This is a genomic window from Corynebacterium sp. HMSC071B10, assembly GCF_001814825.1.
GTDB lineage: Bacteria > Actinomycetota > Actinomycetes > Mycobacteriales > Mycobacteriaceae > Corynebacterium.
This window is the reverse complement of the sequence record NZ_KV817955.1, coordinates 25,075-39,011: the sequence shown is the minus strand read 5'-3', so window position 1 is coordinate 39,011 and position 13,937 is coordinate 25,075. Positions and strand designations below refer to the sequence as shown.

At 63.8% G+C, this 13,937-nt stretch carries 13 protein-coding genes, 1 pseudogene and 1 riboswitch; of the genes and pseudogenes, 2 read left to right on the top strand and 12 right to left on the bottom strand.

What is annotated here, in order from left to right; translation table 11 throughout:
• Positions 1-466, top strand: a pseudogene (locus HMPREF2990_RS12285) (IS21 family transposase); the annotation flags it as partial.
• Positions 467-490: 24 nt separating this feature from the next.
• On the opposite strand, the gene HMPREF2990_RS01400 reads toward HMPREF2990_RS12285, so the two are convergent.
• From HMPREF2990_RS01400 to HMPREF2990_RS01365, 8 genes are all read right to left on the bottom strand, one after another.
• Positions 491-871, bottom strand: a complete 381-nt coding sequence (locus HMPREF2990_RS01400) for a helix-turn-helix domain-containing protein (RefSeq protein ID WP_070762323.1) — start codon at positions 869-871, stop codon at positions 491-493.
• A 218-nt stretch (positions 872-1,089) separates the two neighbouring features.
• On the bottom strand, positions 1,090-1,977 hold the full coding sequence (locus HMPREF2990_RS01395; RefSeq protein ID WP_083316923.1) for an SLAC1 family transporter: 888 nt from the start codon (positions 1,975-1,977) through the stop codon (positions 1,090-1,092).
• Between the two features lie 66 nt (positions 1,978-2,043).
• The gene (locus HMPREF2990_RS01390; protein ID WP_070762321.1) at positions 2,044-2,520 is read right to left on the bottom strand and encodes a response regulator; all 477 of its coding nucleotides are present in this window, start codon (positions 2,518-2,520) and stop codon (positions 2,044-2,046) included.
• Positions 2,517-4,430, bottom strand: a complete 1,914-nt coding sequence (locus HMPREF2990_RS01385; protein ID WP_083316922.1) for a sensor histidine kinase — start codon at positions 4,428-4,430, stop codon at positions 2,517-2,519. Before HMPREF2990_RS01385 ends, HMPREF2990_RS01390 begins: the two co-directional genes overlap by 4 nt.
• Complete coding sequence (locus tag HMPREF2990_RS01380) at positions 4,431-5,891, bottom strand: SLC13 family permease (protein ID WP_070762319.1); 1,461 nt, start codon at positions 5,889-5,891, stop codon at positions 4,431-4,433.
• Between the two features lie 30 nt (positions 5,892-5,921).
• Positions 5,922-7,712 (bottom strand): phosphomethylpyrimidine synthase ThiC, encoded by a 1,791-nt coding sequence (thiC, locus tag HMPREF2990_RS01375; protein ID WP_070762317.1) that lies wholly within the window; start codon positions 7,710-7,712, stop codon positions 5,922-5,924.
• Positions 7,710-7,822: riboswitch (TPP riboswitch) on the bottom strand. Its footprint overlaps the gene before it by 3 nt.
• A gap of 18 nt (positions 7,823-7,840) precedes the next feature.
• Entirely contained in the window at positions 7,841-8,077 is a 237-nt protein-coding gene (locus tag HMPREF2990_RS01370; RefSeq protein ID WP_070762316.1) for a hypothetical protein, read from the bottom strand.
• Between the two features lie 44 nt (positions 8,078-8,121).
• Positions 8,122-9,066 (bottom strand): cation diffusion facilitator family transporter, encoded by a 945-nt coding sequence (locus HMPREF2990_RS01365; RefSeq protein WP_246817387.1) that lies wholly within the window; start codon positions 9,064-9,066, stop codon positions 8,122-8,124.
• A gap of 242 nt (positions 9,067-9,308) precedes the next feature.
• Between HMPREF2990_RS01365 and HMPREF2990_RS01360 the strand changes: the two genes are divergently transcribed.
• A complete protein-coding gene (locus HMPREF2990_RS01360) occupies positions 9,309-11,081 on the top strand; it encodes a BCCT family transporter (protein ID WP_070762315.1) in 1,773 nt (590 codons plus the stop codon).
• A gap of 3 nt (positions 11,082-11,084) precedes the next feature.
• Here the strand turns inward: HMPREF2990_RS01360 and HMPREF2990_RS12280 are convergent, their stop codons facing one another.
• From HMPREF2990_RS12280 to HMPREF2990_RS01340, 4 genes are all read right to left on the bottom strand, one after another.
• Positions 11,085-11,903: a GDSL-type esterase/lipase family protein gene (locus tag HMPREF2990_RS12280; protein ID WP_168167100.1), complete on the bottom strand. Its 819-nt coding sequence runs from the start codon at positions 11,901-11,903 to the stop codon at positions 11,085-11,087.
• Positions 11,904-11,979: 76 nt separating this feature from the next.
• The gene (locus HMPREF2990_RS01350) at positions 11,980-12,261 is read right to left on the bottom strand and encodes a hypothetical protein (RefSeq protein WP_070762313.1); all 282 of its coding nucleotides are present in this window, start codon (positions 12,259-12,261) and stop codon (positions 11,980-11,982) included.
• Between the two features lie 24 nt (positions 12,262-12,285).
• Complete coding sequence (locus HMPREF2990_RS01345) at positions 12,286-12,723, bottom strand: GNAT family N-acetyltransferase (protein ID WP_083316920.1); 438 nt, start codon at positions 12,721-12,723, stop codon at positions 12,286-12,288.
• Positions 12,698-13,918 (bottom strand): DUF418 domain-containing protein, encoded by a 1,221-nt coding sequence (locus HMPREF2990_RS01340; RefSeq protein WP_070762312.1) that lies wholly within the window; start codon positions 13,916-13,918, stop codon positions 12,698-12,700. Before HMPREF2990_RS01340 ends, HMPREF2990_RS01345 begins: the two co-directional genes overlap by 26 nt.
• Positions 13,919-13,937: the final 19 nt, after the last annotated feature.

The window sequence follows — 13,937 nt, the reverse complement described above, 5'->3', positions numbered from 1 at the left end:
CACACGTCTTCACGGATTTAAATACCGGTATTCCACTGATCCCAACCATGGGCCAAGCAGCGATGACGAAGGCCACAAGGCGCTCACCCGCGACGAACTTTTGGCTTGGGCCTCGTCGTTCGGTTCTGCAACGCACACGGTCATAGCGATGATCCTCGATCGTAATAGTGCCGCCGTCCCCCGCGGACTTCTCCAAGCACGCAACGTGCTGGCCAACCTGGGCAAAAAGCACAGCAAAGCCACCCTCGAGCCGGCGTGCCAGCAGGTCTTAGAAAAGAAGCTGGCTCCAACTATGGCTGTGATCAAGCGCATCCAGACTGACATTGCGCACGCGCAGCAGCACCCTGCTGCACCAGGGCGAAGCACACAGCCCGCGACGAAGAACCAACAACACCCAAGCACCCCGCTTACCAACGACGCAGCTGACGCCGTTTTCATCCGGCCTGCTGACCACTACGAAAACTAGAAGGAGCGTGAACCATGAGCAACATCAATGACGAAATAGTACGGGCAAAAATGCGAAAGTGCGCTCGTAGCTGTAGTACCGCTGCCCCGGCAGCGCTGGCGTTGAGGTGTACTTGCCCCACAGGACCTGCAGCGTGGTCTTATGTCTTCCGGTCCGTGCTTTCACCACGGAATCGAAATCGATCGGGACGAACACACCCTGACCTGTGGATCTTCCATCATGAAACAGCACAGCTACAGCTTCATCATTAAGCCCAGCAATCTGGGCCGTGGTCGTGATCTGCTCTGCTTGCAGCACCTTACGAACTTTTTGCACGGTGGAATGCGAGCATCCCATCGTCGCTGTGATCTGGCGAACGGACCAGCCTTTGAGCACAAGGTCCATCACCGCCCTGTAGTCAGTCACAATCGGACTCCTTTGGCAATGCCGCGTGCCCTGAAGTCACGCGGTCACCAAAGAGTTTCCCCCGAAAACAGCAGTGTTACTCGATACTCACCATCGCGTTACCCGATACTCACCACGGTGTTACTAAATGCACGCGCGCAACACTTGTTCTTCCAGAAGTGGACCAGGAGATAAAAATGGTTCCACTTTTCTATACTCTCCGAAGCCGGACCCGCCAGTTACGTCCGCTGAACACGCCAAGCCCCGTAGCGCAACGCGGACACGCCCCAGTGCCCGAAGAGCAGCATGAGTAGAGCGAAAGACAGCGCGTGCCAACCCTCGTACCAGGCGCCCAGGGACAGCGTGCCGACCGGGAAGGTAGAACCCCACCAACCCGGGCCGTACGATGCCCAGGAAAAGACTGCGTGGTAGAAGCAGTACATCGCGAAGAGGACACACGGGGCACCGATGGTGAACATGATGATGCCGTAGCGGTGGGCGTCGAAAAGCACGGCTGAGGCTGCCGTCGACTGACCGACCACCCCGAGGGGGATCCAGGCGGTGCCGGCTGCCGCGCCGCGGGGCCGGTAGCTGCGGCGGGCGAAGCACCAGTAGCAGTAGGCGAACAGTGGGATGGCCGTGAGGAAGGTGAGGAAGAAGCACACCTCGCCGGCGTAGTGGTAGAACTGCCCGTGGTGTGCGGCGAGCTGGCCGCCGGAGGTGGCTGCGACCATGGGCGTGACCAGGGCGAGTCCCCATGGGAACGCTGGTGTGTCGTAGTGGTGCGGCAGTTTCCACAGCGCCCACAGTTGCCAGAGGCAGACCACGACGGACAGCGGTGCGCCGATCCACCAGCTGGCTAGCTGGAAGGCGTCGTTGCCGGTCAGCGCAGTCCACGCCGAGCCGCACGCGAGAAGCCCCATCGTGTACATGCCCCACGCCGCCATGTTCTGGTGCTGGGGAGGCGCATTGCGCGCGCCTGCGGTGAAGATCAGCAGCAACAATGCCGCGATCAGGGCGAACACGAGCTGGCCTACGTGCAGACCGTGGAGCCCAGACAACGTGGAGGCGATAGAAGTGCCCATCAAGGCGCCGGCCCACGCGGGGCCAAACTTTGGCAACTGCATAGCCACCACGCTAGGCCTGTCACCAGCGATTTTGACAATCTCACCCCGTATGGGGTGGAACGTCCCCTAGCGCCGACGCACAAGCTCCATCGCGCGCGAGGCGTCGAGCACGTCGAGGTAGGGCAGGGGATCGATATCCATGTCCTCGACGTAGTCGGTGAGCATGGTGCGCACTACCTGGTGCAGCTCGTCGACGTCCCAAGGCTTGGCAATGTAGTGGTCCAGGTTGGCCTCGTTGACCGCGCGGACCGTGTCGCGCAGCTGGGCCTGGCCGGTGACCAGGACTTTGCGGGTGGCGGCGGTGCGGTCGTCGTCCATCATCTGGACCAAGAACTCCACGCCGGTGGTGCCGGGCATGCGGTGGTCGCACAGCGCGAGCGCGAGTACGTCGCCGTCTTCGGTGAGCTCGTCGATCACCTCCCACGCTTCCTCCACGTCGGAGGCGACCTCCACGCGGATGTGCTCGGCAAAGGGCAAAAGGTCGCGCTCAACGGCGGCGCGGACTTCCGCCTCGTCCTCAAGGATCAGGATGGCAAGGTTCATGGTGTGTCTCCTTCGTCGTGTGCGTGCGGGCCGTCGATGGGCAGGCCCACGGTGGCACAGGTGCCGTTGGTAGAAGAGGTCAGTTCGATCGTGCCGTGGTGTGCGCTGACGATGCCGCGGCAGATGCTTAAGCCGATGCCCATGCCGAAGCGGACCTCCCCATTCTTCGTGGTGAAGCGGGGCTCGAAGAGCTTATCGATGCGCTCAGGCGGGATGCCCGGTCCGTCGTCGATGACCTCGACGCGCACCCACCCGGTCTTCGGCACGCTCGTGCGGATGGTGATGGTGGAGCCTTTGCCGGACTCCTCGATCGCCTCGGCGGCGTTGGTGATCAGGTTCGTCCACACCTGCGCGATCTGCCCTGGCGTACACGTCACGTGCGGCAGCTCGGCGAAATCTCTTTTGATCTCCACGCCGCGTAGTTTGTGGGCGATCAGCTGCAGGGTGTCTTCGATGCTCTGGTGCACGTCCACGTCGGTGACCGGGTCGCCGTCAGGCCGCGCGTAGGCGCGCAGGGAGGCCACCAGCTGCGTAATGCGCGTCGATGCGGTGGAGAGGTTGCGCAGGGCAGTGCCTATCGACGCCGCGTGCTCCACCGTCTCGTAGTCCAAGCGTCGATTAGCGCGCACCTGCTTGGCAAATTCCACGTCGTGCAGGCCGGCGAGCACCCAGCGCTGGGCGAGCGCCCTATCGCCGGTGACTTCGGTCAGCTCGCGCCGCAGCGCACGGGCCTCCTTGGTGCTCACCGCATGCGAGCTGCGCGCGGCCTCCAGCGCGTGGCTGGTCGCCTCCCGCCACCTGCGGTTTGGGCTGGAGGTGATGAGTCCTTCGACGTCTTCGGCAAGGTGGTCCGCGGTGCGCTCGATCGCCGCCATTGGGTTGTTCAGCTCGTGGGCCACGCCGGCGGCGAGTTCGCCGAGCGAGGCGAAGCGCGCCTGGCTCATCAGCTCGCGGCGCGCCGCCTCGAGGTTGTGCAGCGCCGTGGTCAGCCGCGCCCGTTCTTCTTCCAACTGCGCGGTGAGCTCGTGCTGCTCGATCTGGATGTCTTCGGCGCGGCGCAGGCGGCGGTCGTAGGAGCGCACAAACAGGATATTGAACAGGCGCGAAAGCTCCGGCTCCTGGCGGATGAGGTAGTCGACCTGCTCGGTGGGCAACTGGACGGCGACCACCTCGGTGGTGGTACGCGCGGTGAAGAAGCCGACCCGGTTGCTCGCAAGCGCGAGCAGGCCGATCACATGCCCGGTGGAGGCGTGGTGCATGACGATATCGCCGGCGTCGGTAAAGCGCTGCAGCAGCACTTGACCGGAGAGCGCGAAGATGACCTCCTCGACGTAGTGGCCCTCCTTCGTCAGGTAGACCCCAGGAGGGAAGGTCAGGCGCGGTTGGTAGCCCAGGTGCTTGTCTGCGGCTTCGATGATGCGGGTGATGATCTCCTGGTCCGTCAGCCCGACGTCCAGCTCGGTGACCTCTGGCAAGTCGAAGGTGCCGGCGATCGAGGGGTCGCGCTTGGCGCGCATGTACCAGTAGCGGTTGAGCTGCTGCTGGATGTTGTGCAGGAGTGCTTCCGGCTTGATCGCCGGGGTGAACACGAGCATGTCGAGCCGGCCCATGTCCGTGAGCGCGTCCAGGCCCGCGATCTCGGGGGCGGTGGTCAGCACCATCACGCGGGTGTACTCAAAACCGGGCTCGGAGATCAGCTCCAACAGCGGGTGGTCGGCGGCGAGGCCGTCCTCGTGGACGGTGACGGTGACGAGGGCGAGCGGGTCGCCGTCGAGAAGCGAGCGCAGGTGCTCCACATTATCGGCGGCGAGGATGTCGTGCGTGCCGCCGAGCGCCTCGTTGACCACCTGCTGCACGGCGCGTGTGGCCTGGGACTTGCCCACGATGGCGAGGGTGGAGCGTGGCAGCATTTAGGACACCAGCCCCATCAGCTGCCAGACGGGCGGCAGGGCGAAGATCAGCAATAGGGTGGCCGCGGTGCCGACCACGAGCCCGACCAGCGCCATCTGTGGGATGGAGATTTCCTTGGTGGCGTACGCAATCGCGTTTGGCGGGGTGGAGATCGGCAGGGCCATGCCCAGCGAGCAGGCGATCGCTACGACTGCGGCGACGACGATCGGGTCGATGCCGTCGAGCGAGAGCGCCAGCGAGACCGCCAGCGGGACGAGCAGGTTGGCGGCCGCGGAGTGCGAGATCACGTTCGCCATGCCAAAGCCGATCAGGCCGAGCACGGCGAGGATCGCGAGTGCGCCCATGACCTCCCAGCTGACCGAGCCGACCAGCCACTCGTCCAGGCCGCTGGCACCCACGCCCGTGCCGAGAGCTATCCCGCCGGAGACCAGCCACAACACCGGCCAGTCGAGTGCTTGGACGTCCTTGCCCTTCATCACCTGAAGACACAGCAGTACGACGACGGGGATGAAACCGACCGTGTTGGAGGAAATGCCGTGGAGCGGCTCGCTCATCCACAACAGGATGGTGAGACCGGCGACGGCGTAGAAGAGCTTCGCGTCGGTAGCGGTGTTCCACTTCGAGCGCATGTCGATGGAGATCCGGGTCTCGGCGGGGATGAAGACGAGGCAGAGGGAGACCCACGCAAAGGCGAGGACGACCAGCATAAACGGCACCGCCATGAGCATCCAGTCCACGAAGGACACACGGATGCCGTGCTCGGCGAGCGCGCCGATCGCGATCGCGTTCGGGGGCGTGCCAACCGGGGTGCCGATGCCGCCGACGTTTGCGGCGAGCGGGATTGAGAGTGCCACACCGGCGCGCGCCTTGCCCTCGGGCAGCGTCTTGAGGATTGGGATGACCACCGCGAACATCGTCGCCGTGGTGGCCGTGTTCGACATGAACATGCTGAGCACGGCGGTAATCAGCATCAGCCCCAGCACGGTGAGGCGTGCCTTGTCCGGGAAGGGGCGCAGCATGATAGCCGCGAGGTTGCGGTCCAGCCCGAACTTCTCCGCCCCGTGGGCGATCATGAATCCGCCTAAGAAGAGGATGATCACCGGGTGGGCCAGCGCGGAGAAGTACGCGGAGGCGGGCAGCAGCTGCTCGGCAAGCGCGGGGTCTCCGCCGGTGGGGTCGATCAGCGCGCCGTCGGAAAGCAGGAGGACTTCGAGCAGGATGACCAGCACCGCCGTCGCCGTCAGCGGCACGGGCTCGAGCACCCAGAAGACGATGGCGAGCAGGAAGATCGACAGCATCCGGTGTCCGGGCGTGGACAGGTCCGGGATCTGGACGAAGAACGGGATGAGGAAGCAGACCACGCCCAAAACCAGGCCCACCAGCTGCTTTTTGCTCAGCTGGGGGCCTTTACTGGCTAGCGCGGGCGGGCGTTTCTTCGAGCGGCGTTGTGTCTCCACCATGTGTCGAAGTCTACCCGGTGCAACCTGGTATTACTTGTCTACGGCTGCGGCATCAGCGCGCAGGTAGACCTGGGAGCCCTCCTCGCGGAACTTCTCCGCCATCTGTTCCTCCCCGACGGCGAGCGAGGGAAGCCCTAAGTTCTGGATCGTCTGCTGCGTGTCCGCGTCCAAAGCCGCGTCAACTTGATCGCCGAACTCGTCGCGGATGTCCTGGGAGATGCGCATGGAGCAGAACTTCGGCCCGCACATGGAGCAGAAGTGTGCGGTCTTCGCGGGCTCTGCGGGCAGCGTCTCGTCGTGGTAGGCCTGCGCGGTGTCCGGGTCGAGCGAGAGCGCGAACTGATCCTCCCATCGGAACTCGAAGCGGGCCTTACTCATCGCGTCGTCCCAGTCGCTCGCGCCCGGGTGGCCCTTCGCCACGTCGGCGGCGTGTGCGGCAACCTTGTAGGTAATCACACCGGTCTTCACGTCGTCCTTGTTCGGCAGCCCCAGGTGCTCTTTCGGGGTGACGTAGCAGAGCATCGCGGTGCCGCCGGCGGCGATGTGGGCCGCGCCGATCGCGGAAGTGATGTGGTCGTAGCCGGGCGCGATGTCGGTCACCAGGGGGCCAAGCGTGTAGAAGGGGGCGCCGCCGCACCACTGTTCTTCCTTCTCGTTGTTCAGCTGGATCTTGTCCAGGGGCACGTGGCCGGGGCCCTCGATCATCACCTGGACGTCATAATCCCAGGCGCGCTTGCACAGCTCGCCGATGGTCTTCAGCTCGGCGAACTGCGCGGCGTCGTTCGCGTCGGCGATGGAGCCGGGGCGCAGGCCGTCGCCAAGCGAGAAGGCGACATCGTATTGGGCAAAGATCTCGCACAACTCGTCGAAGTTCTCGTAGAGGAAGCTCTCCTTGTGATGCGCCAGGCACCAGCCTGCCATGATCGAGCCGCCGCGGGAGACGATACCGGTCACGCGCTTGGAGGTCAGCGGCACGAACGGCAGGCGTACGCCGGCGTGTACGGTCATGTAGTCCACGCCCTGCTCGCACTGCTCGATGACCGTGTCGCGGAAGATCTCCCAGGTCAGGTCCTCGGCGATGCCGTTTACCTTCTCCAGCGCCTGGTAGATCGGCACCGTGCCGATCGGCACAGGCGAGTTGCGCAGGATCCACTCGCGAGTGGTGTGGATGTCGTTGCCGGTGGACAAGTCCATCACGGTGTCCGCGCCCCAGCGGGTGGCCCAACGCAGCTTGTCCACCTCCTCGCGGATGGAGGAGGTGACCGCGGAGTTGCCGATGTTGGCGTTGATCTTGGTCAAAAACGCGTTGCCGATGATCATCGGCTCGCTCTCCGGGTGGTTGATGTTGTTGGGGATAATCGCGCGGCCCGCGGCGACCTCGGCGCGGACTTTTTCCACGTCGCAGTGCTCGCGCAGGGCTACGAACTCCATCTCGCGGGTGATCTCGCCGCGCCGGGCGTAGGCCATCTGGGTGACGCGTTTGCCAGCCTTTGCGCGCAGCGGCGTGCGGCTTTCGCCGCGCCACTCTTCGGAGGCGGCGCCGCGCTTGGCGGCACGGGTGCCGTCGTCAAGCAGATTGCGCTGGCGGCCTGAGTACTCCTCAACGTCGCCGCGGGCGTGGACCCACTCGCTGCGCAGCGCGGGTAGGCCCTCCTCCGGTTCGGCCCAGGGACCGCGCGTGCGGTAGAGCTTGAACGGCGCGTTCGGTCCGGTGGGGGAGTCATCCAGGTGGACTGCGGTCTCGGGGACCTCGAGCCCGTTCTTCCGCAGCGGCGCGTATGCGTGTTTGCGGTGGATTTCTTGCGCGTAGGCGTCAGTCATGACACTCCTTCAACTTCCTTCGCTGGTGCTAACCAGACAGGTTCGGACGGTGCCCGCGCGGCGTGTAGCGCGATCTCAGCCCCTACCGTGGGGCGCCCGTGTGGGATTGCGTCATAGAGTGTAGCGGCTTACAACGCAGCGCCGCCATTGAGATAGTTCACGTAGCGGACCGCGTCGTCTTTTGCGTAGAGGTAACAGAAATCGGGGTCGCTGGCGTCCTCAGCGACGTTTTCGGGATTGAGCCTTAAAGACTCGGGAGGCAGCGGTGCATCGCGCCACGTCCCCTCCGGGGTGAAAAACCCGACAACGTAACCGCGGCAGTGGTTGCCCTGGGGGTAGGTGTCCATCGATTGTGTGACCCACATGATCGGTCATCCTTTCACTGGTTTCACTTCTCAGATTACCCCGTTTACCTGGGCTTTGTTAGCGATTCGCTAAAGAGGGGGCCCGTACGGGTGGTGTAGCCGAAGGGCTCGACGTGGATGATGGTTTCCGCTGCGCCGAGTGTGTCGGCGATGCCGGCTTCCACCTCGTCGGCGTGCGCGTGGGCGTAGGAGACGGTCCACTCGCCCGGCACCTGCATAACCAGACTGATCAGGCGCTCGCGCCCGAAAGCTGCGGTGCGCACGGAGGTAAACGTCACCCCGTTTTTGGCGGCAAAGTCATCGAGGAAGGTGTTGAGTTTGCTCAGCTCCTCATCGGGCAGCACCTCCGCCAGCAGGCTCAAAATGGCGCTGCGAAGCAGCTTGAAGCCGGTGAACAAAATGTTGGCACCAACGAGCAGCGCCACGATCGGGTCCAGGATCTCCCACCCGGTGATGGCGACGAGTGCCATGCCCACGATGACACCCACGGTGGTCAGCACGTCGGTAAGCAGGTGCTTGCCGTCAGCCTCGAGCGTGATGGAGCGGTAGCGCTTGCCCGCGCGCACCAGGGCGTAGCCGGCGGCGGCGTTGAGCAGCGCGGCAATCACGGAGAACACCAGGCCGATGCCGAGCTGCTCCAGCGGCTGTGGGTTGAGCAACCGGTCGATAGAGGTGTAAATGATGGCCACCGCTGCCACCAAAATAAGCGAGCCCTCCACCTGTGCGGAAAAATATTCAGCCTTAGAGTGGCCAAAATTGTGGTTCTCGTCCGCTGGTTTTGCCGACAGCTTCAGGGCCCACAGGCCGACGACGGCGGCGACGAAGTTGATCACCGTCTCGATGGCGTCGGAAAGAAAGCCCACCGAGCCAGTGACCCAGGCGGCGATCATCTTCAGCACGATGGTGGCAATGGAAACAGCGATGGACAGCCACATGAAGCGTTCCAGAATCTGCTGCTCTTTGCGGAGTGACGGGGGCATGTCAGCCATGCTGATCCTCCCAAAATAGGGGCGCTTCGGCGCCGCGTGTAGATACGGTCCGAAGGTCTCGCTCACTCGGCCAGCAACGCGCTGCGGCGGTCGAGCCGGTTGTCCGGGCGCGGCGCGCCAGTATGTCGAACAACCGATTGCGGGCTACTCCCCTTCACTAGCTACCTAATTGTAGCAAGCCCGGGGAAAGTATGATTTTCGCGTACACTGGTCACCATTTTGTCCCCAACGATTGGATAGTCATGGCTCGCAAACGCAGCCTGCAAACCGACCCACTCATCTTTGGTGCATCGCTCGGCTTCGTCGTGCTCTTCGTAGCCGCGACGATCGCCTTCGGCGACCGCGCGCGAGCCCTCTACGCTGATGTGTCCGGGTTCCTCATGGACCACTTCACCTGGATGTATATCGGCGGCATCTCCGCGGTGCTCGTCTTCCTCATCGTCATCTTTGTATCCCGCTACGGCAACATGCGGCTTGGCGACGACGAGGACGAACCCGAGTACAGCTACCCAATTTGGTTCGCCATGCTCTTCGCCGCAGGCATGGGCGCGACCCTCATGTTTTGGGGCGCGGCCGAACCGCTGCACCACGCGTATAGTCCGCCGCGCGGCGACATGGACTCAATGAGCCGCGAAGCCATCGTCCAGGCCTTCGAGTTCACCTTCTACCACTTCGGTATCCACATGTGGGTAATCTTCGCGCTGCCCGGACTGGCCATCGGCTACTTCGTATACAAGCGCAAGATGCCGGCGCGTATGTCCTCCATGTTCGCCCCGCTGCTGGGCCGCCGCGTCTACGAGACGCCCGGCAAGCTTCTCGACGCCCTCGGAATCATCGGCACCATCTTCGGCCTCGGCGTCTCCGTGGGACTGGGCGTGCTGCAGATCTCCGCAGGACTGAACATCCTCTGGGACGTCCCGCTGATCACCCCGGTCCAGCTGGCCATCATCTTGTTCATCACCGTCGCAGCGTGTATCTCCGTGGCGACCGGCCTGGACAAGGGTGTGAAGATCCTGTCCAACCTCAATATCGCCGCAACGATCTTCTTAATGTTCTTCGTTCTGGTGACCGGCCCGACGCTCGCGCTGATCGGACAGGTCACGGAGTCCTTTGGCATCTACGCGAATTCGCTGCCCGAGCTGATGTTCTGGGTGGATTCCTACAATGACAACCCAGGCTGGCACGCCACCTGGACCGCCTTCTACTGGGCGTGGACCATCTGTTGGTCCCCCTTTGTCGGCATGTTCTTCGCCCGCATCTCTCGAGGGCGCACCGTCCGTGAGTTCATCGGGGGCACGATCCTGTTGCCCGCTACCTTCGACCTCATCTGGTTTTCCATCTTCGGCCGCGCGGCCATGGAGATGGAGGCAGAAAAACCCGGCGTGCTCACACAGCCAGTGGTGGAGGAAGGCGATACCCCGCGCGCCCTGTTCAGCCTGCTGGCTGAGTACCCGCTCTATGCGTTCACCGGCGCTGTCGCATTGTTTGTCATCGTGATGTACTTCGTCACCTCCATGGACTCTGCGGCACTTGTGATGGACATGTTCGCCAGCGGCGAAGAAAACAAGTCTCCGGTGTACTACCGCGTGGGTTGGGTGATCGCCGTCGGTCTGGTGACCGCCGCGCTGCTGTTTATTAATGACTCCGGCATCGCCGCGCTACAGGAGGTGGTGATCATCATCGCCTTCCCGTTCTTCATCACCTACTTCGTCATGATGTGGTCCTTGGTCAAGGCCATGAACGACGACTCCGCCGCTGCGCGCCGCTACCGCTCTCGTCAGTGGGAGAAGACCGACACGGCCGAGAAGCTGGAGGAGGGCGAGAACAAGCCCGCCCCGGGCTACGACTCGGAGGGCAACCCTGTCGACCGTCCCGAGTTCGAGTACGACGCGGAAGAGGGCACCTGGCGCTTGGAGGAGTCGCTCATCCTCGGCGAGGACGTCCAAGTCTCCAGCGACGGCCAGCCGAAGGCCGGCTCCAAGGTGAACTGGGTCGAGCAGGAAGACCCGAAGTAAGCGCTAGAGCGCCTGCGCGACCTGGTCCGCTACGAAGGCGGACCCGGCGTTGGAGGGGTGGAGCACCATGTTGTAGCCAGGGGTGGTGGTGTCGATGATGCCTGCCACCCACCGGTCCGCGTCCTTCGCACAGGTGCTGTGACCGGTAGATCGCGCCCGAATATCAATAAACGTTGCACCGATGAGCTGGGCAGCCGCGCGCTGGTCGTTCTGCGCGCGCTGCTCCCACTCCGCCACGCGCGGAGCAGGTACGCCGAGCGGCGCATTCGGTACCACGTTGATCAGGCAGAGTTGGCCGCCGCCGGTGACCGGGAGCAGGCCGGGGATGATGATGTGTGCTTCGGGCGCGACCGCACGGACCTTTGCCGCCGCATCCTTGATGTTCTGGAAATACCGCGCGCGGATGTGCTGCGGGTCTGCGCTCTCGCCATCGATGAAGGGCCGCCACTGATCATTAATCCCGACGGCAAACGTCACCGCACGGGTGTGGCGATTAAGCGCACCGGCGCGAATCGCGTGATCCACATGGCCCGGCAGATCCTTCGAGCGGTGGCCCGTGCACGACCAGTCCGCGACCGGGCTGTGCGTGCGCGCATCGAGCTGGCTAGGCCAGTTGTTCGGTCCCTGCAGGCAGCCGGCTTGGCTGCGGGTGGACTGTGAGATCCGCGTCGAAGACGTCGACGAGCCCCACCGGTTAAAGAACTTCAGCGCGGTGTCCCGGTACTGGTCCGGGTTCGAGGCGAAAGAGTCGCCGAAGACGACAACATTGCCCCCCGGGCTGTGCGCTCGCAGGAGCGGCGGTTGCAGAGGTGACAGTAACAATCGCGGCAGCGGTCAGCGCGGCCACGCGGGCGAGAGCTCTCATAGACGTTGAGGTTACCTGGGAGGTGCTGCTGCCCTAGGGTCGGTCGGGTGGGCGCGTTGTGATTCGCCACAGGGCGCTGATGAGTACCGCGGTAATGAGGTAGCCACTGACCGCATAGTTGAAGAGACCGCTAGGCATCCCATCGCTCAGCACGTCGTAGAGCAGAAAAACCGGTGCGAGTGACACCATCACCACTAAGAAGCGGTATGGAGAAAGCACCTTCCGCTTCGTAGCAACGTGGATGAGGTAGCCCACGACCACGATGCAGAAGGAGACGAAGAACGCGACCACTGCACCAAACACCACGTAGATCATGTTGCTCCCTGACTCTTCAGTGCGTCAGGCTCTCGCGAGCCGCATGCGGCGGTGAGGGACGCCTGTGTCCAAGAACTCCTCACCCTCGGCGACCAGCCCGAAGCGGGAGTAGTAGCCGACTAGGCCGGACTGGGCCTCGACGATGAGGTCGCCGGGCCAGCGGGTGGTGTACTCGATGCCGGCGCGCACAATGTCTGGCCCGATGCCGGAGCCGCGGTGCGAAGGGTGGACGACGAAGCGTCCGAAGCGTGAGCCGCTGTCGGTGGGGAAGACGCGTGCACAGCCTGCAAGCGTGCCGTCGTCGGCAAGCGCAAGGATGTGCTTTGTCTCCGGGTCAGCGTCCTGGTCGTCGATCTCATTGAACGGGCACTGTTGCTCGCCGACGAAGACGTCAACGCGCAGCTTGTACAGCGCGTGGAGCTCACGCGGCGTCATTTCATCCAGCGATTTCAGCACGATCACGGTGCGGTTCAATCCTTCCTGTTTTGCCGTAGGAGACGTGGCGGTGCGCCCACTCAAACGGCCCCTGTTTGCCAGCCGCCTCGAGCGCGGTCGCAATGAGTACGGTGGCCAGCCACACTCCGGCGCTAAGCGCGAGCTTGCCGCTGACGGTCCAGTCCTGTCCCAACCCCAAGCTAAACGGGTAGACCAGCGCGAGGAAGAAGAAGGTCTGCGCCAGGTACCCGGACATGGAGCGCTTGCCCAGCGCAACCAGCGGGTAGGTCCACTTCGGCGTCGCGTTGTGCAGGTGCGCGGTGGCGAGCGCGAGCGCAGCGAGGATGCCCGGGCCGGTCAGGCTACCGACGGCGGTATTGAGCAGGAACAGGCCTACCTCCAGCTCGGGGTTGAGCACGCCGACAGCAGAGAGGCCCCACGGTAAGCCGACGCAGAGGATGATTGCTGCGGTGATGAAGGTCCATGTCCACAGGGTGCGCCTGTGTGCTTGTGGGTTCACCAGCACGCCCTCTTTTGCCCAGACATAGCCGATCGCGGCGAGCGGGACGAGCTCTAACAGGATGAACGGGGTAGAGATGAGCATTTCCCCGGCCCCGCCAAGGTTGTCCGCAAAGTAGGCGCCGAAGGTCGTGGCCTCGGCATTCATCGTCGGAATGCTGCTTTCGGCCATCTCGTGCGCGAACTCAGGAAGAAACAGCGAGGTCACGCCGATGAGTGAGGTCAACAGGACGTAGATCCCGAGGCAGGTATAGGCAATAATGCGTAGCACCTTCGTCGACAGCGCAAACATCGCGGCGAGGACCAGCCCGACGAAGCCGTACATGGTCATGATGTCGCCATAAAACAGCAAGACCATGTGGGCAAGGCCGAAGAGCGCGAGCGCCCCGTAGCGGCGCGCGAGGACCCGCCGCGCCTGTGCCGCCGGGTAGTCCTTACGGTAGAGGCTGGCGACGACGAGACCGAAGCCGAAGCCGAGCAGCGTGGCGAACATGGGCAGGCCGCGGGTGTGGACGAAAAGGGCTGCGAAGAGGGCCAGCGCGGCGTCGATAAGCGAGCCCTCCGCAACGCCACCCAGGGTCCACCCGGGGGCGGACCCGGGCTGTGAGGCGTCGTTGACCATCCAGATGAGCGAGCCGTTGGCAAGTGCGATGCCGAGGAGCGCGGTGCCGCGGGCGAGGTCTGGGACGATGAGTCGTTGCATGCGCCTAACTTTTACCAGA

Excerpts from the sequence above, each read along its gene's own strand:
- HMPREF2990_RS01395 (WP_083316923.1), bottom strand. The coding sequence starts at position 1,977 with ATGCAGTTGCCAAAGTTTGGCCCCGCGTGGGCCGGCGCCTTGATGGGC.
- HMPREF2990_RS01390 (WP_070762321.1), bottom strand. The coding sequence starts at position 2,520 with ATGAACCTTGCCATCCTGATCCTTGAGGACGAGGCGGAAGTCCGCGCC.
- HMPREF2990_RS01385 (WP_083316922.1), bottom strand. The coding sequence starts at position 4,430 with ATGCTGCCACGCTCCACCCTCGCCATCGTGGGCAAGTCCCAGGCCACA.
- HMPREF2990_RS01380 (WP_070762319.1), bottom strand. The coding sequence starts at position 5,891 with ATGGTGGAGACACAACGCCGCTCGAAGAAACGCCCGCCCGCGCTAGCC.
- thiC (WP_070762317.1), bottom strand. The coding sequence starts at position 7,712 with ATGACTGACGCCTACGCGCAAGAAATCCACCGCAAACACGCATACGCG.
- HMPREF2990_RS01370 (WP_070762316.1), bottom strand. The coding sequence starts at position 8,077 with ATGTGGGTCACACAATCGATGGACACCTACCCCCAGGGCAACCACTGC.
- HMPREF2990_RS01365 (WP_246817387.1), bottom strand. The coding sequence starts at position 9,066 with ATGGCTGACATGCCCCCGTCACTCCGCAAAGAGCAGCAGATTCTGGAA.
- HMPREF2990_RS01360 (WP_070762315.1), top strand. The coding sequence starts at position 9,309 with ATGGCTCGCAAACGCAGCCTGCAAACCGACCCACTCATCTTTGGTGCA.
- HMPREF2990_RS01350 (WP_070762313.1), bottom strand. The coding sequence starts at position 12,261 with ATGATCTACGTGGTGTTTGGTGCAGTGGTCGCGTTCTTCGTCTCCTTC.
- HMPREF2990_RS01340 (WP_070762312.1), bottom strand. The coding sequence starts at position 13,918 with ATGCAACGACTCATCGTCCCAGACCTCGCCCGCGGCACCGCGCTCCTC.